We start from the raw sequence: 20779 nt of genomic DNA, 5'->3' as shown, positions 1-20779 counted from the left end.
GACGTGAGCTGCTCCAGCCGTCGCAGCCGGTTGAAGACCGTGTTGCGATGGCAGTACAGGCGCCCGGCGGCCCGGCCCGCCGAACCCTCGCACACCAGCCACACGTCGAGGGTCTCCAGGAGCACGGCCCGGGCGGCGGGCTCCAGCTCCAGAAGGGCACCGAACACGTCCTTGACCAGCCGGTCGGCCAGCTCCGGCTGGCTCACCACCAGCGCGGTCGGCATCCGCTGATCGAGGCGTACGACCGCGGTGGCGTCCGGCGCGCAGGTGCGCAGCGCGAGTTCGGCGAGCCGCCGGGCCCGGCCCAGCTCGGCGAGCCCCGGCACCACCGGGCTGATCCCGCCCGGCCCCGAACAACGCCCCTCCAGCGCACGCGCCACGCCGTCCAGGCCCTGGCCGGGCGCGAGGGCCACGACCGCCACCTCACCGTCCGCCCGCATACGCCAGATGAACCGGAACCCGGCGCCTCGCACCGGTCGCTCGGCCGCCTCCCGCCGCTCGGCCCGCAGCACCACCACCGCGTACGGCCCGTGCTCCGGCAGATCGAGCCCCGCCGCCGCCCGTGCCGCGAGCCCGGGAGTGGCCTGCCCCTCCAGCAGGGCGTCGAGCAGCGCCTGGAGCTGTTCGTCCGTACGCCGTCTGAGCTCCGCCTCGGTGGCCCGGTACGCCTCCGACGCGGCCTGCGCCTGCGCGTCCACCGCCGACCAGACCATCGTCGTCGACCGCATCAGCGCCGCCAGCCGCTCCGGCTCCCGCCCGGCGGTCCCCTCCACGAGCGCGTCCCACACCAGATAGCCGGCGTTCCGGTAGGCGTGCACCAGGAGGTCCAGGGGCAGCCCCTGGTGGGCCCGGCGCCGGCCCGCGTCCTCGGCGTACTCCAGGTCGCGGCGCGGTGAGTCCCGCGGCGCGGAGATCGTCTCGATGCCGATCCGTATCGCCTCCTCCGCCTCCCGCCACTGCTGGTCGTACGCCAGCACCTGCCCGTAGAGGGGGGAGTGGTCGGTGAGTTGTCGCAGGTGCTCGTCGACCAGTTCCGGCACCCGATCCAGCAGAGCCGTGCAGGACTCCGCGAGCAGCTTCCAGTCATGACCGGTCCGCGGTCGTCGCCCTCCCATGACCGGAGGATGCCACCGGGGCCCGGCCGCGCACAGGCCCCTGACACGCAGTGTTGTGCGCGAGCACAACGGTGGCACCGGCCCGCTGGGCACCCGCAGCGATTCCGCCGCGGGCCGTGGACGCCCGCCCGCACCGGTGCTGGGGTGAGCGCCACACCGAGTGCGGACAAAGGGGGAGCCCATGACCGGAGCCGGACTGGTCGTCCGGGACCTGTCGGTCGGATACGGCCCCGTGCGCGCCCTGCGCCGGGTGTCCCTGGAGGTGCCCGAGGGCGCCGTGGTGACGGTGCTGGGCGGCAACGGCGCGGGCAAGTCCACGCTGCTGCGGGCGATCAGCCGCACCCTCGCCTTCCACGGCGGCGCGGTCACCGAGGGCACGGTCACCCTGGACGGCCGCCGTCTCGACGCGCTTGCGCCCGACCGGGTGGTCGCCGCCGGAGTCTGCCAAGTACCGGAGGGACGAAGGGTGTTCGCGCGGATGACGGTCGCCGACAACCTCCGCGCGGGCGCCCTCGGCGGCACCCGCGCGGGACGGTCCGCGGCCCTCGACCGGGTCCACGAACTGTTCCCCGTGCTCGCCGAACGCGCGAACCAGCGGGCCGGACTCCTCTCCGGCGGCGAGCAGCAGATGCTCGCCGTCGCCCGCGCCCTGATGGCCGCCCCGCGCGTCCTGCTCCTCGACGAACCCTCCCTCGGCCTGGCCCCGCTCATGGCCCGGCGGATCGCCGACACCGTCCGCGAGATCAACACCCAGGGCACCTCCGTCCTCCTCGTCGAACAGAACGCGGCCCTCGCCCTGCGCCTCGCCACCCGCGCGTACGTCCTCGAAGTCGGCGAGGTCACCCTGTCGGGCCCGGCCGCCGAACTCGCCGCCTCCGACGAGGTCCGCCGCCGCTACCTCGGCGTGGTCGACGAGGACGCGGCGTCCGACGCGGACCGGACGACGGGCCGGACCCTCACGAGATGGAAGGGGTGACCACGTTGGACTCCCTGGAGGTCCGCGGGCTGACCGTCCGCTTCGCCGGACTCACCGCCCTCGACGACGTCGGCTTCACCGTCCGCCCCGGCACCGTCCACGCCCTCATCGGCCCCAACGGCGCCGGAAAGTCCACCTGCTTCAACGTCCTGTCCGGCGTGTACCGGGCCACCGAGGGCAGCGTCCGCTTCGGCCCGCACGAGCTCACCGGCATGCCCGCGCACCGCATCGCCGCCCTCGGTGTCGCCCGCATCTTCCAGAACCTCGCGCTGCCGCCGCGCGCATCGGTCGAGGACTGTCTGCTCCTCGGCCGGCACCGGCTCACCCGGACCGGGTTCCTCGCCGCGGGACTTCGGCTGCCCTCGGCGGTCCGCGAGGAACGGCGCCATCGTGAACGCGTCCGGGAGATCGCCGAGTTCGTCGGCATCGCGGACTGCCTGGCGCGGCCCGCGGGTTCCCTGCCGTACGGGCAGCAGAAGCTCGCCGAACTCGCCCGGGCGCTGTGCATGGAACCGCGCCTGCTGCTCCTCGACGAGCCGGTCGCGGGCATGACCGCCGACGAACGGCGCCGGACGGCCGCCGTGATCGCGGGCGTCCGCGACTCCTTCGGCATCTCGATCGTGCTGGTGGAACACGACATGGGGGTGGTGATGCGGCTCGCGGACGCGGTGACCGTACTGGACTTCGGGCGCCGGATCGCCGACGGCGCCCCCGCCGACGTACAGAACGATCCGGCCGTCGTGGAGGCATACCTGGGGGCCGCGTCATGAGCACCTTCGCCGAGATCCTGCTGAACGGCCTCTCGTTGGGGTCGGTCTACGCGCTCATCGCACTCGGCTTCGTGGTGATCTTCCGGGCCACCGAGGTCGTCAACTTCGCCCACGCGTCCCTGCTGTTGGCGGGCGGATACGTCACCGCGGCCCTGCACGACGACATCGGCTTCTGGCCCGCGCTGCTCACCGGGATCGCCGGTGCCGCCCTCGTCGGGGCCGCCGTGGAGTTCCTGGTGATGCGGCGCTACCGGGGCAGCGACCACAGTGTCCTGGCCATCGTCACCATCGGCGTGGACATCCTGCTCACCACCGAGCTGACCCGCCGTATCGGCACGGACGTCCTCACGCTCGGCGACCCGTGGGGGGACGCCGTGCTGACGGCCGGGCCGATCTCGCTCGCCCACACCCGGATCGCCGCGTTCGTGGCCGCCGCGCTGCTCATCACCGCGTTCCTGCTGGCGTTCCGGTACACCGCGTGGGGGATCGCGATGCGGGCGGCGGCGGAGAGCGCGGAGACGGCCGCGCTGATGGGGGTACGGCTCGGGCGGGTGTCGCTCGGCGCCTGGGCGGTGGCGGGCGGACTCGCCGCCGTGGCCGCCCTGTTCCTCACCGTGTTCCCGACGCCGGGCCTGGAGCGGGCCACCTCGCTGGCCGCGCTCAAGGCGTTCCCGGCCGCCATCCTCGGCGGACTGGACTCGACGACGGGTGCGCTGGTGGGCGGCCTGCTGGTCGGCGTCACGGAATCCCTCGCGACCGGCTACCAGAGCGATCTGACCTTCCTGGGCCGCGGGTTGGGAGACCTGGCGCCCTACCTCGTGATGGTCGCGATCCTGCTCGTACGGCCCGCCGGACTGTTCGGCACGAAGGAGCTCGCCCGTGTCTGAGGCCCTGGTCAAGCCGCTGCGGGCGGTCCGGTCGCGTACGTACGCCGGCGCCGCCGGAGCAGGGATCCTGCTGGCGCTGCCCTTCTACCTGGACCGGTTCTGGCTCCAGACCGGCCTGTTCGCCATGGCCGCCGCGATCGGCGCGATCGGCATCAACCTCCTCACCGGGGCGACCGGCCAGCTCTCCATGGGGCACGCCTTCTTCCTCGCCGTCGGAGCCTACGGCTACTGCGTGTTCGCGGGGGACGGCGGCGACGGGCTGACCGGGCTCGGGCTGCCGACCTGGCTCGCGGCCGTGCTCGCGGTGCTCGTCGCGGGTGCCGCCGGCGGTCTGTTCAGCCCCATCTCCGGGCGGCTCAGCGGCGCCTACCTGGGCATCGCCACCCTCGCGCTGGTCTTCATCGGCCAGCACGTCATGTTCAACGCCCACGACCTGACCGGCGGCGCCAACGGCCGTGACGTCCCGCCGCTGAGCCTGTTCGGCCTCACCTTCGACGACCGTGAACTCCTCGTCGCCGCCGTGCCGTTCGGGTCGGCGGAGAAGCTCTGGTACGCAGGTCTCGTCCTCCTGGTGGCCGGCGCCCTCTTCGCACGGGGCGTCCTGCGCGGCCGTCCGGGCCGGGCCATGAACGCGATCCGCGACCACCGCATCGCCGCCGGAGTGCTCGGCGTGCCGGTCGCCCGCCACCGTGCCGCCGTCTTCGTGCTCTCGTCGATGTACGCGGGCCTCGCCGGCGTCCTGCTCGCGCTGGTCTTCCAGCGGACGGTCCCCGACTACTTCGGCATCACGCTCTCGCTCGAGTACCTCGCGATGATCGTCATCGGAGGGCTCGGCTCGGTCTCCGGGGCGGTGGCGGGGGCCGTGTTCGTGTCCCTGCTGCCGCAGCTGCTGACCCGCTACAGCGACGCGCTGCCGCTGGTCTCCGACCCCGGCACGGGCGGTATCGCACCGGGCGAGGCATCCCGGTACCTCTACGGCGCCGCCGTCGTGCTGGTGGTGCTGTTCCTGCCCGGCGGTCTGGTCGGGACGGCCGTACGGCGTCGAGTCACCACCCATCCAAGGGAGGAACGATGATCAGGACACACGGCGCCAGGGCCGCCGCGGGCGCGCTCGCCGCGCTGCTGGTACTGGCCGGATGCAGCTCCAAGGCCAAGGACTCCGACGACGGCGACAAGGCCGCCGCGGGCGGCGTGAGGACCGGCGACGGCATCTCAGGGAAGACGATCACGCTCGGCGCGCTCACCGACATGACCGGCGTCTACGCGACCCTCGGAAAGAGCGTCACCCAGGCCCAGCAGCTGTACGTGAAGCAGCTGAACGCCGCCGGCGGCGTCTGCGGCTACAAGGTGGACCTCGCGGTCCGCGACCACGGCTACGACCCGCAGAAGGCCGTCTCCGGCTACACCGAGCTGGAGCCGAAGGTGCTGGGCTTCACGCAGTTCATCGGCTCGCCGTTCGTCGCCGCGGTCAAGCAGCGCATCGACGGCCAGGACAAGGGGCTGGTGCTCCCGCAGGCATGGTCGTCCGCGCTGCTGGGCAGCCCGTACATCCGGGTCATCGGATCCACGTACGACATCGAGACGATGAACGCGGTCGACTTCCTGATCAAGGAGAAGGGAGTGAAGAAGGGCGACAGGATCGGCCACGTCTACTTCGAGGGGGACTACGGCGAGAGCGCGCTGGTCGGCTCGAAGCACATCGCGAAGCAGTCCGGGCTGACCGTCGTCGAGCAGAAGATCAAGCCCACCGACAACGACATGACGGCCCAGGTCACCGCCCTCAAGCAGGCCGGCGTCAAGGCGATCGTGATCAGCGCGGGCCCGCGGCAGGCGGCCTCGCTGGTCGGAGTGGCGGCGGCGAGCGGATTCGCCGTGCCGGTCATCGGCAACAACTCCGCCTTCGCGCCGCAGCTCCTCGCCACCCAGGCGGGCCCCGCGCTGATGAAGAACTATTACGTGGCCTCCCCCTCGCTCCCGATCGGCGCGGACACCCCGCAGGCGAAGAAGCTGGTCGCCGACTACCGGGCCGCCTACCCGAAGGACGCCCTGGACAACGGCATCGTGGCCGGCTGGACCGCCGTGTCCGCCTTCGGGGAGGCCCTGAAGAAGGCCTGCGCGAGCAAGGACCTCACCAGGGAGGGCGTGGACAAGGCCCTGCTGTCGATCGACTCCTACGACATCGGCTTCGGCGTCGCCCAGGACTTCACCGACCCCACGTCCCCGTCCTCCCACGAGAGTGTGATCCTCCAGCCGGACAAGAACGTCACCGGCGGCATGAGGGTCGTACGGGAGGCCGGGGCGTCGGAGGCGGCGGAAGGGTACACACCGGGGGCGTGAGACGCCCGCCGGGCACACGACGAGGGGCCCGAACCGTCACCGGTTCGGGCCCCTCGGGAGTACAACGGTCAAGCGCTACGGCAGCTGGGCCGCCCGCGCCTCACGCCGGTTGCCGCGGAAGTTGTTCACCCGGCGGGCCGTGGCGAACAGCGGGATCACCGCGCCCATGACGAGCTGCAGGGCGCAGCCGGTCTGGAGCAGCAGCTGACCGCTCGGGGCACCGAAGGCCCAGGCCGCGAGCAGCCCCATCGCCAGCACGATCCAGGAGAGCATCGCCACCGCCAGCCGCCCCCGCGGCTTCGGGTACTCCACCCGGCTCACCATCAGCCACGCGGTGCCCAGGATCGCCAGGAGCGTCGCCACGAAGGGCAGCTCAAGCAGCACGATCGCGACCACCGTCAGCGCGCCGAAGGGGCTCGGCATGCCCTGGAACATGCCGTTCGCCGGCGTGACACAGGAGAATCTCGCCAGCCTCAGCACGACAGCCAGCAGCACCACCACGGCCCCCACCGCCGCCACCCGCTGCGACGCGTCGTCGGCGACCATGCCGTAGACGAGCACGAAGTACGCCGGCGCGAGGCCGAAGCTGATCAGGTCGGAGAGGTTGTCCAGCTCGGCGCCCATCGGCGAGGAGCGCAGCTTGCGCGCCACCAGGCCGTCGAACAGGTCGAAGACCGCCGCGCACAGCATCAGGATGACGGCCGTGGCCGCGCTGTTGCGCGCCATGCCGGACTCCTGGCTGTCGGTCAGGTGCGGGATCAGGATGCCCGTGGTGGTGAAGTACACCGCCATGAAGCCGCACGTGGCGTTGCCGAGGGTGAGGGTGTCCGCTATCGACAGGCGGAGAGAAAGAGGCATCTCCTCCTCGTCGTCGACCTCGTCGGCCTCGGGCACCCAGCCCGCCTGGGTCTCAGGATCAATCACGGTCAATGCGAGTCACCCCAGCCACCGTCTTCTGGCCGACCTCGACCGCGACCTCCACGCCCTCGGGCAGGTAGATGTCGACGCGCGAGCCGAACCGGATCAGACCGATGCGGTCACCCTGCTCGACCTTCGTGCCCTGCGGGATGTAGGGGACGATGCGGCGGGCCACCGCGCCGGCGATCTGGATCATCTCGATGTCACCGAGTTCGGTGTCGAAGTGCCAGACGACGCGCTCGTTGTTCTCGCTCTCCTTGTTGAACGCCGGAACGAACCCGCCGGGGATGTGCTCGACCGAGGTCACCGTGCCGGAGAGAGGCGCGCGGTTGACGTGGACGTTGAGCGGGCTCATGAAGATCGCGACGCGGGTGCGCCCGTCCTTCCACGGCATGATGCTCTGCACCACACCGTCGGCGGGCGAGATGACCCGGCCCTGGGCGATCTCGCGCTCGGGGTCGCGGAAGAACCACAGCATGCCCGCCGCCAGCGCGGTGGCGGGCACGGCGACGGCCTTGGCGGCGCCCGACTTGCGCGCGCGTACCAGGCTCAGTGCTGCGGTGGCGACGGTCGGGAGGAGCCACGGCGATGCTCCGCGCGCCAGGCGTACGCCTGCCAGGCTGTCGCGAGGTGCAGAGGTTTGGCTGTGGGGCATGGATGACCTTCGTAGCGGATGATGCCGCGCACTAGACGGGGGACGGCGGCTTTCCGGGATCGTACCGGTCGCGGGCCACAACTGGGCAAGCCAGGAAGCCGAGTCGAGGGCTGAACCGTAGGAAAGGGGTGTGATCTTCTTCTCCAAGAAAACACCCCGTATCCGGACATCTAGCCCTGGAACCGATACTCTTCGAGCAGCCTGCGACCGATGATCATTTTCTGGATCTCGGCGGTACCTTCACCGATCAGCAGCATCGGAGCCTCACGGTAGAGGCGCTCGATCTCGTACTCCTTGGAGAAGCCGTAGCCGCCGTGGATCCGGAAGGCGTCTTCCACGACCTCCTTGCAGTATTCGGAGGCGAGGTACTTCGCCATCCCTGCCTCAAGGTCGTTTCGCTCCCCGGAGTCCTTTTTGCGAGCCGCGTTGACCATCATCGCATGCGCGGCCTCGACCTTGGTAGCCATCTCGGCCAGCTTGAACTGAATCGCCTGATGCTGGGCGATCGCCTTGCCGAAAGTGTGACGCTGCTGGGCGTACCGGACGCCCAGTTCGAAGGCACGCTGAGCGACGCCGCAACCACGGGCCGCCACGTTGACGCGTCCCACTTCCACGCCGTCCATCATTTGGTAAAAACCTCGGCCGGTGACCCCGCCGAGCACCCGATCGGCCGGAAGTCGCAGGCCATCCATGATCAGCTCGGTGGTGTCGACGCCCTTGTAGCCCATCTTGTCGATCTTCCCGGGGATGGTGAGGCCGGGGCGGACCTCTCCGAAGCCGGGCTCCTTCTCGATCAGGAAGGTCGTCATCGACTTGTGCGGTTTGGCGGCCGCTTCCTCGGGGGAGTGTCCTTCGTCACTTCGGACGAGAACGGCGACCAGAGTTGACGTTCCGCCGTTCGTCAGCCACATCTTCTGGCCGTTGAGGACGTATTCGTCACCGTCCTTGACCGCCTTGGACGTGATGGCCGACACGTCCGAGCCGAGACCCGGCTCCGACATCGAGAAGGCGCCCCGGACGTCGCCGGCCGCCATGCGCGGCAGGAAGTGGTCCCTCTGCTCCTGCGTGCCGTGCTGCTTGAGCATGTACGCCACGATGAAGTGGGTGTTGATGATGCCGGAGACCGACATCCAGCCGCGGGCGATCTCCTCGACGCACAGCGCGTACGTCAGGAGGGACTCGCCCAGACCGCCGTACTCCTCGGGGATCATCAGGCCGAACAGGCCCAACTCCTTGAGCCCGTCGACGATCTGCTGCGGGTACTCGTCGCGGTGCTCCAGCTCGGTCGCGACCGGGATGATCTCCTTGTCCACGAAGTCGCGGACGGTGGACAGGATCTCCTGCTGGACGTCCGTGAGGCCGTGGGTCTGAGCGAGGCGTGCCATGTCGGTCAGCCCTCCTGAAGTTCCGGGCGGCCGGGCTGCTCGCCGCCGCGCTCCTTGATGTAGGTCTCGGTGGGCACCATGACCTTGCGGCGGAACACGCAGACCAGCGTGCCGTCCTGCTTGTAGCCCTTGGTCTCGACGTACACGATCCCGCGGTCGTTCTTCGACTTGGAGGGCCACTTGTCGAGCACGGTCGTCTGGCCGTAGATCGTGTCGCCGTGGAAGGTCGGCGCCACGTGCTTCAGCGACTCGATCTCCAGGTTGGCGATCGCCTTGCCGGAGACGTCCGGCACCGACATGCCGAGCAGCAGGGAGTAGATGTAGTTCCCGACCACGACGTTCTTGCCGAAGTCCGTCGTCTTCTCGGCGTAGTTGACGTCCATGTGGAGCGGGTGGTGGTTCATGGTGAGGAGACAGAAGAGGTGGTCGTCGTACTCGGTGACCGTCTTCCCGGGCCAGTGCTTGTAGACCGCCCCGACCTCGAACTCCTCGTAGGTGCGTCCGAACTGCATGCTCACGCCTCCGGAATCTCGAACTTCGAGGTGCGCTGCATGCCGGCCGCGCGTCCCTTGCCGGAGATGACCAGCGCCATCTTGCGGCTGGCCTCGTCGATCATCTCGTCGCCGAGCATCGCCGAGCCCTTCTTGCCGCCCGCCTCGGACGTGTAGTAGTCGTACGCGTCCAGGATCAGCTCGGCGTGGTCGTAGTCCTCCTGGGAGGGCGAGAAGATCTCGTTGGACGCCTCGACCTGGCCCGGGTGCAGCACCCACTTGCCGTCGAAACCGAGGGCCGCGGCGCGCTGGGCGACCTCGCGGTAGCCGTCGATGTTGCGGATCTGCAGGTAGGGGCCGTCGATCGCCTGGAGGTTGTTGGCGCGGGCGGCCATCAGGATCTTCATCAGGATGTAGTGGTAGGCGTCCGCCGGGTAGCCGGGCGGCTGCTCGCCCACGACCAGCGACTTCATGTTGATCGACGCCATGAAGTCGGCCGGGCCGAAGATGATCGTCTCGACGCGCTGGGAGGCGGTCGCGATCTCGTTGACGTTGTTGAGGCCCTGCGCGTTCTCGATCTGCGCCTCGATGCCGATCTTGCCGACCTCGAAGCCCATCGTCTTCTCGATCTGGGTCAGCAGCAGGTCCAGCGCGACGATCTGCTCGGCCGTCTGCACCTTCGGCAGCATGATGCAGTCGAGGTTCTGGCCGGCGCCCTCGACGACCGTGACGACGTCGCGGTACGTCCACTCGGTCGTCCAGTCGTTGACGCGCACGACCCTCGTCTTGCCGGTCCAGTCGCCCTCGTTGAGGAACTTGACGATGGTGTGCCGCGCCTCGGGCTTGGCGAGCGGGGCGCACGCGTCCTCCAGGTCGAGGAAGACCTGGTCCGCCGGGAGGCCCTGCGCCTTCTCCAGGAAGCGGGGGTTGCTCCCGGGGACCGCGAGGCAGGAGCGTCGCGGACGCAGACGGTTGACGGGCGTGGTCATGCGGGGACCTCCAGGGGGTCGAGCTTGTTCGCGTACCGGATCTCGTCGACGATGCGGCCGATGATCCCGGTGATGTCGAAGTCCTTCGGGGTGAAGACCGCGGCCACGCCGGCAGCCCTGAGCTGTTCGGCGTCACCATGGGGGATGATGCCACCGGCGATCACCGGTATATCTGTGGCACCGGCCACACGGAGCCGGTCCAGGACGTCCGGCACCAGCTGGGCGTGCGAGCCGGACAGGATGGACAGCCCGACCGCGTGCACGTCCTCGGCCAGGGCCGCGTCCACGATCTGCTCCGGGGTCAGCCGGATGCCCTGGTAGACCACCTCGAAGCCGGCGTCACGCGCGCGTACGGCGATCTGCTCGGCCCCGTTGGAGTGCCCGTCCAGGCCCGGCTTGCCGACCAGGAAGCGGAGCTTGCCGACACCGAGGTCCTTCGCCGTCAGGTCGACCTTGCGGCGGACGTCGGCCATCGCCGAGCCCTCCTCCGCGGGCACCGCGACCGGCGCCGAGGAGACGCCCGTGGGCGCCCGGAACTCGCCGAACACCTCCCGCAGGGCCCCCGCCCACTCGCCGGTCGTCACGCCCGCGCGGGCGCACTCCAGGGTGGCCTCCATGAGGTTGGCCGTGCCCTTGGCGGCCTCCTTCAGCTTCTCCAGCGCCTTGCAGGGGCGCGGGTGGTTGAAGGGCGGCTGGTAGCGGGTGTCGCGCCAGTGCTGGAGCCCGGCGATCACCCGGGCCTCGACGGCCGGGTCCACCGTCTGGATCGCGGTGTCCAGGTCGGCCGTCAGGGGGTTCGGCTCGGTCGTCTCGAAGATGTTGACGCCGACGATCTTCTCCTGGCCGGACTCGATCCGGGCCCGGCGCTCGGCGTGCGAGGAGACGAGCTGCGACTTGAGGTAGCCCGACTCGACGGCGGCCATCGCGCCGCCCATCTCCTGGATCCGCTCGATCTCCGCGAGGGACTCCTCGACCAGCCCGCCCACCTTCGCCTCGACGACGTGCGAGCCGGCGAAGACGTCCTCGTACTCCAGCAGGTCGCTCTCGTAGGCCAGCACCTGCTGCATCCGCAGCGACCACTGCTGGTCCCAGGGCCGGGGAAGGCCGAGGGCCTCGTTCCAGGCCGGCAGCTGGACGGCACGCGCGCGTGCGTCCTTCGAGAGCGTCACGGCCAGCATCTCCAGCACGATCCGCTGGACGTTGTTCTCCGGCTGCGCCTCGGTCAGCCCGAGGGAGTTGACCTGGACGCCGTAGCGGAAGCGGCGGTGCTTGGGGTTCTCGATGCCGTAGCGCTCCCGCGTGACCTGGTCCCAGATGCGGCCGAAGGCGCGCATCTTGCACATCTCCTCGATGAAGCGGACGCCCGCGTTCACGAAGAAGGAGATCCGGCCGACCACGTCGCCCATGCGCTCCTGCGGCACCTGGCCGGAGTCCCGGACGGCGTCCAGGACCGCGATGGCCGTCGACATCGCGTACGCGATCTCCTGGACCGGCGTGGCGCCCGCCTCCTGCAGGTGGTAGCTGCAGATGTTGATCGGGTTCCACTTCGGGATGTGGGAGACCGTGTACGCGATCATGTCGGTCGTCAGCCGGAGGCTCGGCCCCGGCGGGAAGACGTGGGTCCCCCGGGACAGGTACTCCTTGACGATGTCGTTCTGGGTCGTGCCCTGGAGCTGGGTGATGTCCGCGCCCTGCTCCTCGGCGACGACCTGGTAGAGCGCCAGCAGCCACATGGCGGTGGCGTTGATCGTCATCGAGGTGTTCATCTGCTCCAGGGGGATGTCCTGGAACAGCCGGCGCATGTCACCGAGGTGCGCGATCGGCACGCCGACCCGGCCCACCTCGCCGCGGGCGAGGATGTGGTCGGAGTCGTAGCCGGTCTGCGTCGGCAGGTCGAAGGCCACGGAGAGCCCTGTCTGCCCCTTGGCGAGGTTGCGCCGGTACAGCTCGTTGGACGCCTCGGCCGTGGAGTGACCGGCGTAGGTCCGCATGAGCCACGGCCGGTCCTTCTCCCGCTTGCCTTCGGCGGGCTGACGCTCAGTCATCTATGACCCCGGGTGTCTCAGATGTTGCGGAAGCGGTTGATGGCGTCGATGTGCTGGGCGCGCTTCTCCTCGTCGCGCACACCCAGGCCCTCCTCGGGGGACAGGCACAGCACGCCGACCTTGCCCTGGTGGAGGTTGCGGTGCACGTCGTAGGCGGCCTGGCCGGTCTCCTCCAGGGAGTAGACCTTCGACAGGGTCGGGTGGATCTTGCCCTTCGCGATGAGCCGGTTGGCCTCCCAGGCCTCGCGGTAGTTGGCGAAGTGCGAGCCGATGATCCGCTTCAGCGACATCCACAGGTAGCGGTTGTCGTACTCGTGCATGTAGCCCGAGGTGGAGGCGCAGGTGGTGATGGTGCCGCCCTTGCGGGTGACGAACACGGAGGCGCCGAAGGTCTCGCGGCCGGGGTGCTCGAAGACGATGTCGATGTCCTCGCCGCCGGTCAGTTCGCGGATGCGCTTGCCGAAGCGCTTCCACTCCTTCGGGTCCTGGGTCTGCTCGTCCTTCCAGAACTTGTAGCCCTCGGCGTTGCGGTCGATGATCGCCTCGGCGCCCATCGCCCGGCAGATGTCCGCCTTCTGCGGCGAGGAGACGACACAGATCGGGTTGGCGCCACCGGCGAGCGCGAACTGGGTGGCGTACGAGCCGAGTCCACCGCTCGCGCCCCAGATCAGGACGTTGTCGCCCTGCTTCATGCCGGCGCCGTTGCGGGAGACGAGCTGCCGGTAGGCGGTCGAGTTCACGAGGCCCGGGGCGGCGGCCTCCTCCCAGCTGAGGTGGTCCGGCTTCGGCATCAGCTGGTTGGACTTGACGAGCGCGATCTCGGCGAGGCCGCCGAAGTTGGTCTCGAAGCCCCAGATCCGCTGCTCGGGGTCGAGCATGGTGTCGTTGTGGCCGTCCGAGGACTCCATCTCGACGGACAGGCAGTGCGCGACGACCTCGTCACCGGGCTTCCAGGCGTTGACGCCCGGGCCGGTGCGCAGGACGACACCCGCGAGGTCGGAGCCGATGATGTGGTACGGCAGGTCGTGCCGCTTGGCCAGCTCGTTGGTGCGCCCGTAGCGCTCCAGGAACCCGAAGGTGGACAGCGGCTCGAAGATCGAGGTCCACACCGAGTTGTAGTTGACACTCGATGCCATGACGGCGACCAGGGCCTCGCCCGGGCCGAGTTCGGGCAGCGGCACGTCGTCGAGGTGGATCGACTTGCGCGGGTCCTTGTCGCGGGTCTCCAGGCCCGCGAACATCTCCGTCTCGTCCTTGTGCACGGTGATCGCGCGGTACGACTCGGGGAGCGGCATGGCGGCGAAGTCGGCCGGCGTCGAGTCCGGCGACTGGATCGCGTCCAGGATGTCCTTCACGGTCACGGTGTTGCCTCCGGCGAATGGCGTCTTGAGGGGAGACGCTGAGGGTTACGTCGGTGCCGTCGGTTCGGCGGTCTTGCTGTGCGGCAGCGCTTTGTGGCGCGGGAGGTTGCCTGTGACGCAGGCGTCCGGGCGGGCAGCTCGATGAGTTGCTGGGACAGCCGACGTGCGAAAGGTCTCTGCACGCCGGCCGCCCGGACACCTTCAACGTAAGACACCGCGTGCCACCCCGCAAGGCACTGAGTGCCAGAGATTGCTCTCAGGTGAAATCTTTACGTAACAAATGAGCGATGATCGATCGAACGGGGGCTGAAAGGTAGGGGAAAAGGGGCTCTGACATGCCAAAACGGCCACCCCGAAGGGTGGCCGTCGTCACAGCGTCGAAGAACCGCTCAGCGCTCCTTGAGCGCCTGCTCGATGGCCCGCATCACCTCGTCGAGCGGTGCGTCGGTGCGGGCGACGGTCACCAGCACCTCGCCCGTGGACGTCACCGCGGCGGGAGCCGGCCGCGTCGCGGTCGTGGTGTCCCGTCCCGCCCCGATCCCCGTCCCGAACGTCTTGCGCACGATGGCGAAGGCGTGGTCCAGCTGGGCCTCGACGTCCCCCTGCCCGCCGGCCCGCAGCCAGCGCCGCAGCACGTGGTTGTGGGCCGTGACCACGGCGGACGCGGCGACCTCCGCGAGCAGGGGGTCGTCGTTGGCGTCGTCGTCGTGCGCGTGCTCGTCGAAGTGCCCGAGCAGATACCGCGTGAACAGCCGCTCGTAGCGGGCCACCGACGCGATCTCCGCCTCCCGCAGCGTCGGCACCTCGCGCGTCAGCTTGTAGCGGGCGACCGAGATCTCCGGCCGGGCCGCGTACATCTTCATGACTTCCTTGATGCCGCGGCACACCGTGTCGAGCGGATGCTCGTGCGCGGGGGCCGCGTTGAGCACGGCCTCCGCCCGGATCAGGGTGTCGTCGTGGTCGGGGAAGATCGCCTCTTCCTTGGAACGGAAGTGACGGAAGAAGGTGCGGCGGGCGACACCTGCCGCGGCCGCGATCTCGTCGACGGTCGTCGCCTCGTACCCCTTGGTGGAGAACAGCTCCATCGCGGCGGCGGCCAGTTCTCGGCGCATCTTGAGCCGCTGGGCGGCCGCGCGACTGCCTGCGGCGCTTTCCGGCGCGTCGGACGTGGCTGGTGTACGGGACGACCTGGCGGGCTGGGACATGACCCGAACGTACTGCATGTGCGCAGGTTGGTGCGCGTGTCCGGGATCGGTCCCGCCCGGGACCGGCGGGGTGTCGCCGGATCCCGTGGGCGGGGGAGGACTGCCCGGACCGAGCAGCCCGCCCCAGTCCTCGCCGTCCGTGAACCAGTCGCCGACGGGCTCAGCGGCGGGCATATTCGCGGAAGCCACGGCCGGTCTTGCGGCCGAGGCAGCCCGCGGCCACCAGGTGCTCCAGGAGGGGGGCCGGAGCCAGACCCGGGTCGCGGAACTCGCGGTGCAGGACCTTCTCGATCGCGAGCGAGACGTCGAGACCGACGACGTCAAGGAGCTCGAAGGGACCCATCGGGTACCCGCCGCCCAGCTTCATCGCCGCGTCGATGTCGTCGAGGGACGCGTAGTGCTCCTGCACCATCTTGATCGCGTTGTTCAGGTACGGGAACAGCAGGGCGTTGACGATGAAGCCCGCGCGGTCGCCGCAGTCGACCGCGTGCTTCTTGATCCTGCCGCACACCTCACGGACCGTGGCATGGACGTCCTCGGCCGTCAGGACAGTGCGGACGACCTCGACCAGCTTCATCGCCGGCGCCGGGTTGAAGAAGTGCATGCCGATCACGTCCTGCGGGCGCGAGGTGGCACGGGCGCAGGCGACGACGGGCAGCGAGGAGGTCGTGGTGGCCAGGACCGCACCCGGCTTGCAGACCTTGTCCAGGGCGGCGAACAGCTGCTGCTTGATCTCCAGGTCCTCGGCGACGGCCTCGACGGCCAGGTCGACGTCCGCGAACGCCTCGTAGGAGCCCGCCGCGGTGATCCGGTCCAGGGTCTGGGCGGCCGCCTCGGCGCTCATGCGGCCCTTGTCGACGGAGCGCGAGAGCGACTTGCCGATACGGGCCTTCGCCGTCTGCGCCTTCTCCTCGCTGCGGGCCGCCAGCACGACCTCGTAACCGGCCTTGGCGAACACCTCCGCGATCCCGGACGCCATGGTCCCGGAACCGGCGACCCCGACCGAGCGGACCTCGCGGCCCGCGACCTTCTCGGAGCTCTCCAGGGGCGTCAGCGCGTCCCGCACGACCGTCGCGCTGCCCGGGGCCTCGTACGTGTAGAAGCCGCGTCCCGACTTACGGCCCGTCAGACCCGCCTCGCTGAGCTGCTTGAGGATCGGGGCGGGGGCGTGCAGCCGGTCGTGGGACTCGGCGTACATGGCCTCCAGGACCGTGCGCGCGGTGTCGACGCCGATCAGGTCGAGCAGGGCGAGCGGGCCCATGGGCAGGCCGCAGCCGAGCCGCATCGCCGCGTCGATGTCCTCACGGGAGGCGTACTTCGCCTCGTACATCGCGGCCGCCTGGTTGAGGTAGCCGAACAGCAGTCCGTCGGCGACGAAACCGGGCCGGTCGCCGACCGCGACGGGCTCCTTGCCGAGGTCGAGGGCGAGGTTGGTGACCGCGGTGACGGCCGCGGGGGCGGTGAGCACCGAGGAGACGACCTCGACCAGCTTCATCGCGGGCGCCGGGTTGAAGAAGTGCAGGCCCAGCACCCGCTCCGGGCGGGCCGAGTCGGCGGCCAGCCGGGTCACGGACAGGGCGTTGGTGCCGGTCGCGAGGATCGTCTCCGGGCGCACGATCGCGTCGAGCTCGCGGAAGATCTGGTGCTTGATCTCGTACGACTCCGGAGCCACCTCGATGACGAGGTCGGCGTCGGCCGCCGTGCGCAGATCGGTGGAGGTGCGGACGCGGGCGAGGACGTCCGCGCGCTCCTGCTCGGTCAGCCGGCCGCGCTCCACGGCACGGGCGGTCGCGGCCTCCAGGGTGGCGACGGCCTTGGCGGCCTGCGCCTCGCTGACGTCGATGCCGACGACCTCGCGGCCGGCCCGGGCGAGGACCTCGGCGATGCCGGTGCCCATGGTGCCGAGGCCGACGACGGCGATCGTCCTGAGCGGGGACAGAGAGGGGTCGGACAGGGGAGTGGCCATCGCGGAACTCCAGGAATGAGGGTGACGACTGGGAGCGCGACCCGGCACGCCGAGGGGCGCACCGGGTGCGGAAAGAACCTGCTGGATGCGGGTGTTGCCGGGCTGCGAGCGCACACGCCCGGACCGTGCTCGCGGGCATCGCACACGCCCGCGCAACGGTGGATCCGACCGGCCCTGTCCCAGGCCGGGTCGTGCTGGTGGTACCCGAGGTACCGAACCGACTGCTGCTCTCGCGGCGGCTGCGTCACCAGGCCACCGCAAGGGGTTCCGCGAGTGGGTAACTCGCTCGTCTGAGCTTAACCGGTGGGTAACGAGCGCGCCAGCCCCCGGATTTGTGATGTACGTCCCGCGCCCCGGGCGGGCCCCCTAACCTCGGGTTCATGGACGAAGAGTTGCGATCACTCACGGAACGCTTACGGCAGGAGGCGAGAGCGTCGGCGGCCTTCGACCGGCTGGTGGCGACCGAGGACCCGGACCGGCTGGCCGGTGTGCTCACCGAACCCGGACAGCCCTTGTGGGCCCGGGAGCTGGCCGCCTTCCGGCTCGGCCTCGCCGGGGACCGCCGGGCCTTCGAGTCGCTCGTCCTGCTGCTGAACCACCGCGACCCGCCCCGCTGCGCCGCCGCCGCGTACGCCCTCGCCCGGCTCGGCGACCCGCGCACGGCCCGCGCGGCAGCCGCCCTCGCCACCAACGAACTGCGGGTCGCCTACGCCCTGCACCCGGTCCGGCTGCTCGCCGAGCTGCGCGCCCCCGAGTCCGTCCCCGCCCTCATCACCACCCTGGAGCGCAGGCTGCGCCCGCACGACCCCTACCGCCGGGTGGCGCTCGCCTGCGTGGACGGCCTCGGCGCCCTGGCCGACGCCCGCGCCAGACCCGTGCTCAACGAGGCCCTCGCCCATCCGGCGCTCGCGGAGGCGGCGGTGCGGGCGCTGGCGCGCATCCCACGGCAGCGGGGAGGTGTCACCGGGACAGGTCCCTGACGTACCGCACCTCGGGCACCGCGACCCCGTCCACCTCGTAGGGATCCTCGGCGCCGTCGGCCGAGAAGCCGTGGCGTTCGTAGAAGTGCCGGGCGCGGGTGTTGCCCTTGAGGACCCGCAGGAGCATGCGGGGGTGGCCGGCGGACGTGCAGCGGCGTACGGACTCCTGGAGCAGGGCGTGGCCGAGACCGCTGCCGTACCGCCGCGCGTCCACGTAGATCGCGTACAACTCGGCGTCCCGGGTGCGGACTTCGCCCTCGCGGTAGGGGCCGTGGCAGGCCCAGCCGAGGATCTCGCCGGCCCGCTCGGCGACCAGGTCCACCACGCTGCCGCCGCCCTGTCCGAACCGGGCCCGGCGGCGCTCGGCGTCCTCGGGCACGCTGAGCGCGTCGAGGAACGGCTGGGGCATGAGGCCCCGGTAGGCGCTCTGCCAGCCCCGGATCCGGATCTCGGAGACACGGTCGCAGTCGGCGAGGGTCATCTCGCGGATGAGGAGGGGGTCGTCCATGGGGGCACGCTAGGCGGCCTCTCCCGTCGCCGGCCTCCCCTTTACCCGCCCAGCACCGCGAACGCCTCGACCTCCAGCAGGAACTCCGGCCGCACCAGCGCCGCCACCTGCACCGCCGAGGCCGCCGGCAACCGGTCGTCGGGTATGTGCTCGGCACGCGCGGCGCGGATGGCCGGCAGGTGCGCCATGTCCGTGACGAAGTAGGTGAGTTTGACGACCTCGTCGAATCCCGCCCCGGCGGCGGCCAGGCAGCGGCGGAGGTTCTCGAAGACCTGGCGGGCCTGGGCGGCGGCGTCGCCGATCCCGACGGGCCTGCCGTCCTCGTCGACCGCGACCTGGCCCGAGACCGCCACGAAGCGACCGCTGCCCAGCACCACGTGGGAGTACTGGGCGGCGGGGGCGACCCCGGCGGGGGCGGGAATCCTCGTCAGCTCACTCATGCGTCCATGGTGGACCACGGCACTGACAACGCCCGTCCCCGACGGAGCGTCAGGCGCTCAGCCGCGGGGACCGAGCAGCCCGTGCAGCGTCGCGCCGCGCGAGGACGCGGAGGCCGCCTTGGAGGTCAGCGGCTTCGGGTCGGGCAGCGCCTCGCACACCGCGTCGGCCTCGCCGCCGCCGCGCGGCACCCTGCCGTCGGTCAGATACGCGGTCAGGTACTTGTCCAGGCAGGTGTTCCCGCTCAGCGTGATGCCGTGGTTCCCGCCGCCCCGCTCGACGACGAGACTGGAGTCCGCCAGCAGCCGGTGGACCGTGACGCCACCCTCGTACGGGGTGGCCGCGTCGTTCGTCGCCTGGAAGAGCAGCGCCGGCGGCAGCTTGCCGTTGGCGACGTTCACCGGGCCCAGCGACGCGGTGGGCCAGAACGCGCACGGCGCGTTGTACCAGGCGTTGTTCCAGGTCATGAACGGGGCCTGCTCGTACGCGTCCCAGCTGTCCTTCTGCCACTGGCGCCAGTCGCGCGGCCAGGAGGCGTCACGGCACTGCACCGAGGTGTAGACGCTGTAGCCGTTGTCCCCGGACGCGTCCACGGCGGCGAAGTGCTCGTACGCCTCGACCAGCGGATCGGCGTTCTTGCCGTTCACGTATGCCGCGAACGCCTCGGCCAGGTACGGCCAGTAGCCGTTGTAGTAGCCGCCCGGGATGAAGGTGTCCTCCAGTTCGGAGGCGCCGACCTTGCCGCCCGCGGGCTTCTTGGCCAGGGCCGCCCGCATCGCGTACCACTTGGCCTCGATGCTCTCCGGGTCGGTGCCGAGCCGGTACGTGGCGTCGTACTTGGCGATCCAGGCCATCAGCGCGCGGTGCCGGTCGTTGAAGGCGTGGTCCTGCGCGAGGTTGTCGTCGTACCAGACGCCGGTCGGGTCCACGATCGAGTCCAGGACCAGGCGCCTGACCTGGTGCGGGAAGAGCTTCGCGTAGACCGCGCCCAGATAGGTGCCGTACGAGTAGCCGAAGTAGTTGATCCTCCCGGCGCCGAGGGCCCGGCGGATCGCGTCCATGTCCCGCACCGTGCTGAGGGTGTCGATGTACGGCAGGACGTTCGCGTACTTGCGCCCGCAGGCCGCGGCGAAGGACTGGGCGCGCCTGAGGTTGGCCCGCTCGATGGCGGGTGTGCTCGGCACGGAGTCCGGGCGCACCGGGTTGAAGTGGCCCGGCTCGCAGTCCAGGGCGGGCTTGCTCGCGCCCACCCCGCGCGGGTCGAAGCCGATGACGTCGTACTGCGCCGCGACGGCCTTGGGCAGGCCGGAGGCGATGAACCCGGCGAAAGTCAGGCCGCTGCCGCCAGGGCCGCCGGGGTTGACCAGCAGCGGGCCCTGGTACCGCTTCGCGGTGTGCGGGACGCGGGAGAGCGCCAGGGTGATCTGCTGTCCGCGCGGGTGCGCGTGGTCGAGCGGCACCTTGAGGGACGCGCACTGGAGCGTCGGATAGTCGGCGGTGCCGCATTTCCTCCAGGTGGGTTTCGCGGCGTGAGCGGCCGGGGCGGTCGAAGGGGTCGGGGTGTTCCGCAGTGGGCCGGCGTCGGCGGGGACCGCGGTGAAGGTCCCGGCCACGACGGCCGCGGCACCGCACAGCACGGCTGCGCGCTTTCTCATGGGGTCCTCCCAGGACGGAGGGTGGCGGGCCGCGCGGGTCACGGCTCACGCGGCATCGTCCCGGAATGCGCGCCCGGAAGAACGTGTTATGACAAGAC

19 protein-coding genes are annotated in these 20779 nt (G+C 70.6%); 6 read left to right on the top strand and 13 right to left on the bottom strand.

What is annotated here, in order from left to right; all coding sequences use genetic code 11:
* Positions 1–1115 (bottom strand): CdaR family transcriptional regulator (locus tag EHS43_RS04905; RefSeq protein WP_148104018.1); only part of this gene is annotated, 1115 nt, incomplete at its 3' end.
* Positions 1116–1296: 181 nt separating this feature from the next.
* Between EHS43_RS04905 and EHS43_RS04900 the strand changes: the two genes are divergently transcribed.
* From EHS43_RS04900 to EHS43_RS04880, 5 genes are read left to right on the top strand one after another with little or no spacing between them, the layout of a single operon-like run.
* The gene (locus EHS43_RS04900) at positions 1297–2091 is read left to right on the top strand and encodes an ABC transporter ATP-binding protein (RefSeq protein ID WP_125189282.1); all 795 of its coding nucleotides are present in this window, start codon (positions 1297–1299) and stop codon (positions 2089–2091) included.
* A 5-nt stretch (positions 2092–2096) separates the two neighbouring features.
* Positions 2097–2861: an ABC transporter ATP-binding protein gene (locus tag EHS43_RS04895; protein WP_260470389.1), complete on the top strand. Its 765-nt coding sequence runs from the start codon at positions 2097–2099 to the stop codon at positions 2859–2861.
* A complete protein-coding gene (locus EHS43_RS04890) occupies positions 2858–3748 on the top strand; it encodes a branched-chain amino acid ABC transporter permease (protein WP_125189280.1) in 891 nt (296 codons plus the stop codon). The genes EHS43_RS04895 and EHS43_RS04890 overlap by 4 nt, the downstream gene beginning before the upstream one ends.
* Entirely contained in the window at positions 3741–4823 is a 1083-nt protein-coding gene (locus EHS43_RS04885; RefSeq protein WP_125189279.1) for a branched-chain amino acid ABC transporter permease, read from the top strand. Before EHS43_RS04890 ends, EHS43_RS04885 begins: the two co-directional genes overlap by 8 nt.
* On the top strand, positions 4820–6085 hold the full coding sequence (locus EHS43_RS04880) for an ABC transporter substrate-binding protein (protein WP_125189278.1): 1266 nt from the start codon (positions 4820–4822) through the stop codon (positions 6083–6085). The genes EHS43_RS04885 and EHS43_RS04880 overlap by 4 nt, the downstream gene beginning before the upstream one ends.
* 75 nt (positions 6086–6160) lie before the next feature.
* On the opposite strand, the gene pssA is transcribed toward EHS43_RS04880, so the two are convergent.
* The 9 genes from pssA to EHS43_RS04835 form a co-directional block, all read right to left on the bottom strand.
* Positions 6161–7015, bottom strand: coding sequence for a CDP-diacylglycerol--serine O-phosphatidyltransferase (pssA, locus tag EHS43_RS04875; RefSeq protein WP_260470388.1), 855 nt, complete (start codon positions 7013–7015; stop codon positions 6161–6163).
* Positions 7002–7658, bottom strand: coding sequence for a phosphatidylserine decarboxylase (locus EHS43_RS04870; RefSeq protein ID WP_125189285.1), 657 nt, complete (start codon positions 7656–7658; stop codon positions 7002–7004). Before EHS43_RS04870 ends, pssA begins: the two co-directional genes overlap by 14 nt.
* A gap of 170 nt (positions 7659–7828) precedes the next feature.
* Positions 7829–9043, bottom strand: coding sequence for an acyl-CoA dehydrogenase family protein (locus tag EHS43_RS04865; protein WP_125189277.1), 1215 nt, complete (start codon positions 9041–9043; stop codon positions 7829–7831).
* 5 nt (positions 9044–9048) lie between these two features.
* Positions 9049–9555: a MaoC family dehydratase gene (locus EHS43_RS04860; protein WP_007385824.1), complete on the bottom strand. Its 507-nt coding sequence runs from the start codon at positions 9553–9555 to the stop codon at positions 9049–9051.
* A gap of 2 nt (positions 9556–9557) precedes the next feature.
* A complete protein-coding gene (locus tag EHS43_RS04855; protein ID WP_007385825.1) occupies positions 9558–10523 on the bottom strand; it encodes a CoA ester lyase in 966 nt (321 codons plus the stop codon).
* On the bottom strand, positions 10520–12568 hold the full coding sequence (locus EHS43_RS04850; RefSeq protein WP_125189276.1) for a protein meaA: 2049 nt from the start codon (positions 12566–12568) through the stop codon (positions 10520–10522). The genes EHS43_RS04855 and EHS43_RS04850 overlap by 4 nt, the downstream gene beginning before the upstream one ends.
* Positions 12569–12585: 17 nt before the next feature.
* Positions 12586–13923 (bottom strand): crotonyl-CoA carboxylase/reductase, encoded by a 1338-nt coding sequence (ccrA, locus tag EHS43_RS04845; protein WP_185806113.1) that lies wholly within the window; start codon positions 13921–13923, stop codon positions 12586–12588.
* A gap of 395 nt (positions 13924–14318) precedes the next feature.
* Positions 14319–15134 carry a TetR family transcriptional regulator gene (locus EHS43_RS04840; RefSeq protein WP_260470387.1) on the bottom strand — a complete coding sequence of 272 codons (816 nt, stop codon included), beginning with the start codon at positions 15132–15134 and terminating at the stop codon, positions 14319–14321.
* Positions 15135–15294: 160 nt separating this feature from the next.
* Complete coding sequence (locus EHS43_RS04835) at positions 15295–17100, bottom strand: 3-hydroxyacyl-CoA dehydrogenase family protein (protein WP_125189274.1); 1806 nt, start codon at positions 17098–17100, stop codon at positions 15295–15297.
* A gap of 380 nt (positions 17101–17480) precedes the next feature.
* On the opposite strand from EHS43_RS04835, the gene EHS43_RS04830 reads away from it, so the two are divergent.
* Positions 17481–18080 (top strand): adenylosuccinate lyase, encoded by a 600-nt coding sequence (locus EHS43_RS04830; protein ID WP_125189273.1) that lies wholly within the window; start codon positions 17481–17483, stop codon positions 18078–18080.
* On the opposite strand, the gene EHS43_RS04825 is transcribed toward EHS43_RS04830, so the two are convergent.
* The 3 genes from EHS43_RS04825 to EHS43_RS04815 are packed head-to-tail and all read right to left on the bottom strand — an operon-like array spanning position 18061 to position 20681.
* On the bottom strand, positions 18061–18588 hold the full coding sequence (locus EHS43_RS04825) for a GNAT family N-acetyltransferase (RefSeq protein WP_125189272.1): 528 nt from the start codon (positions 18586–18588) through the stop codon (positions 18061–18063). The two genes, EHS43_RS04830 and EHS43_RS04825, sit on opposite strands and share 20 nt — an antisense overlap.
* A gap of 41 nt (positions 18589–18629) precedes the next feature.
* Entirely contained in the window at positions 18630–19028 is a 399-nt protein-coding gene (locus EHS43_RS04820) for a RidA family protein (protein WP_125189271.1), read from the bottom strand.
* A gap of 57 nt (positions 19029–19085) precedes the next feature.
* Positions 19086–20681 carry an alpha/beta hydrolase gene (locus EHS43_RS04815; protein WP_125189270.1) on the bottom strand — a complete coding sequence of 532 codons (1596 nt, stop codon included), beginning with the start codon at positions 20679–20681 and terminating at the stop codon, positions 19086–19088.
* Between the last annotated feature and the right edge of the window lie 98 nt (positions 20682–20779).

The organism is Streptomyces sp. RP5T (assembly GCF_003933965.1).
Classification (GTDB): Bacteria; Actinomycetota; Actinomycetes; order Streptomycetales; family Streptomycetaceae; genus Streptomyces.
This window is presented reverse-complemented; position numbering and strand designations above follow the sequence as displayed.

Coding starts and splice junctions, on each gene's coding strand:
- EHS43_RS04820 (WP_125189271.1), bottom strand. CDS start 19,028: ATGAGTGAGCTGACGAGGATTCCCGCCCCCGCCGGGGTCGCCCCCGCC.
- EHS43_RS04865 (WP_125189277.1), bottom strand. CDS start 9,043: ATGGCACGCCTCGCTCAGACCCACGGCCTCACGGACGTCCAGCAGGAG.
- EHS43_RS04870 (WP_125189285.1), bottom strand. CDS start 7,658: ATGCCCCACAGCCAAACCTCTGCACCTCGCGACAGCCTGGCAGGCGTA.
- EHS43_RS04880 (WP_125189278.1), top strand. CDS start 4,820: ATGATCAGGACACACGGCGCCAGGGCCGCCGCGGGCGCGCTCGCCGCG.
- EHS43_RS04815 (WP_125189270.1), bottom strand. CDS start 20,681: ATGAGAAAGCGCGCAGCCGTGCTGTGCGGTGCCGCGGCCGTCGTGGCC.
- EHS43_RS04855 (WP_007385825.1), bottom strand. CDS start 10,523: ATGACCACGCCCGTCAACCGTCTGCGTCCGCGACGCTCCTGCCTCGCG.
- EHS43_RS04900 (WP_125189282.1), top strand. CDS start 1,297: ATGACCGGAGCCGGACTGGTCGTCCGGGACCTGTCGGTCGGATACGGC.
- EHS43_RS04840 (WP_260470387.1), bottom strand. CDS start 15,134: ATGTCCCAGCCCGCCAGGTCGTCCCGTACACCAGCCACGTCCGACGCG.
- EHS43_RS04860 (WP_007385824.1), bottom strand. CDS start 9,555: ATGCAGTTCGGACGCACCTACGAGGAGTTCGAGGTCGGGGCGGTCTAC.
- EHS43_RS04850 (WP_125189276.1), bottom strand. CDS start 12,568: ATGACTGAGCGTCAGCCCGCCGAAGGCAAGCGGGAGAAGGACCGGCCG.
- EHS43_RS04825 (WP_125189272.1), bottom strand. CDS start 18,588: ATGGACGACCCCCTCCTCATCCGCGAGATGACCCTCGCCGACTGCGAC.
- EHS43_RS04830 (WP_125189273.1), top strand. CDS start 17,481: ATGGACGAAGAGTTGCGATCACTCACGGAACGCTTACGGCAGGAGGCG.
- EHS43_RS04835 (WP_125189274.1), bottom strand. CDS start 17,100: ATGGCCACTCCCCTGTCCGACCCCTCTCTGTCCCCGCTCAGGACGATC.
- EHS43_RS04890 (WP_125189280.1), top strand. CDS start 2,858: ATGAGCACCTTCGCCGAGATCCTGCTGAACGGCCTCTCGTTGGGGTCG.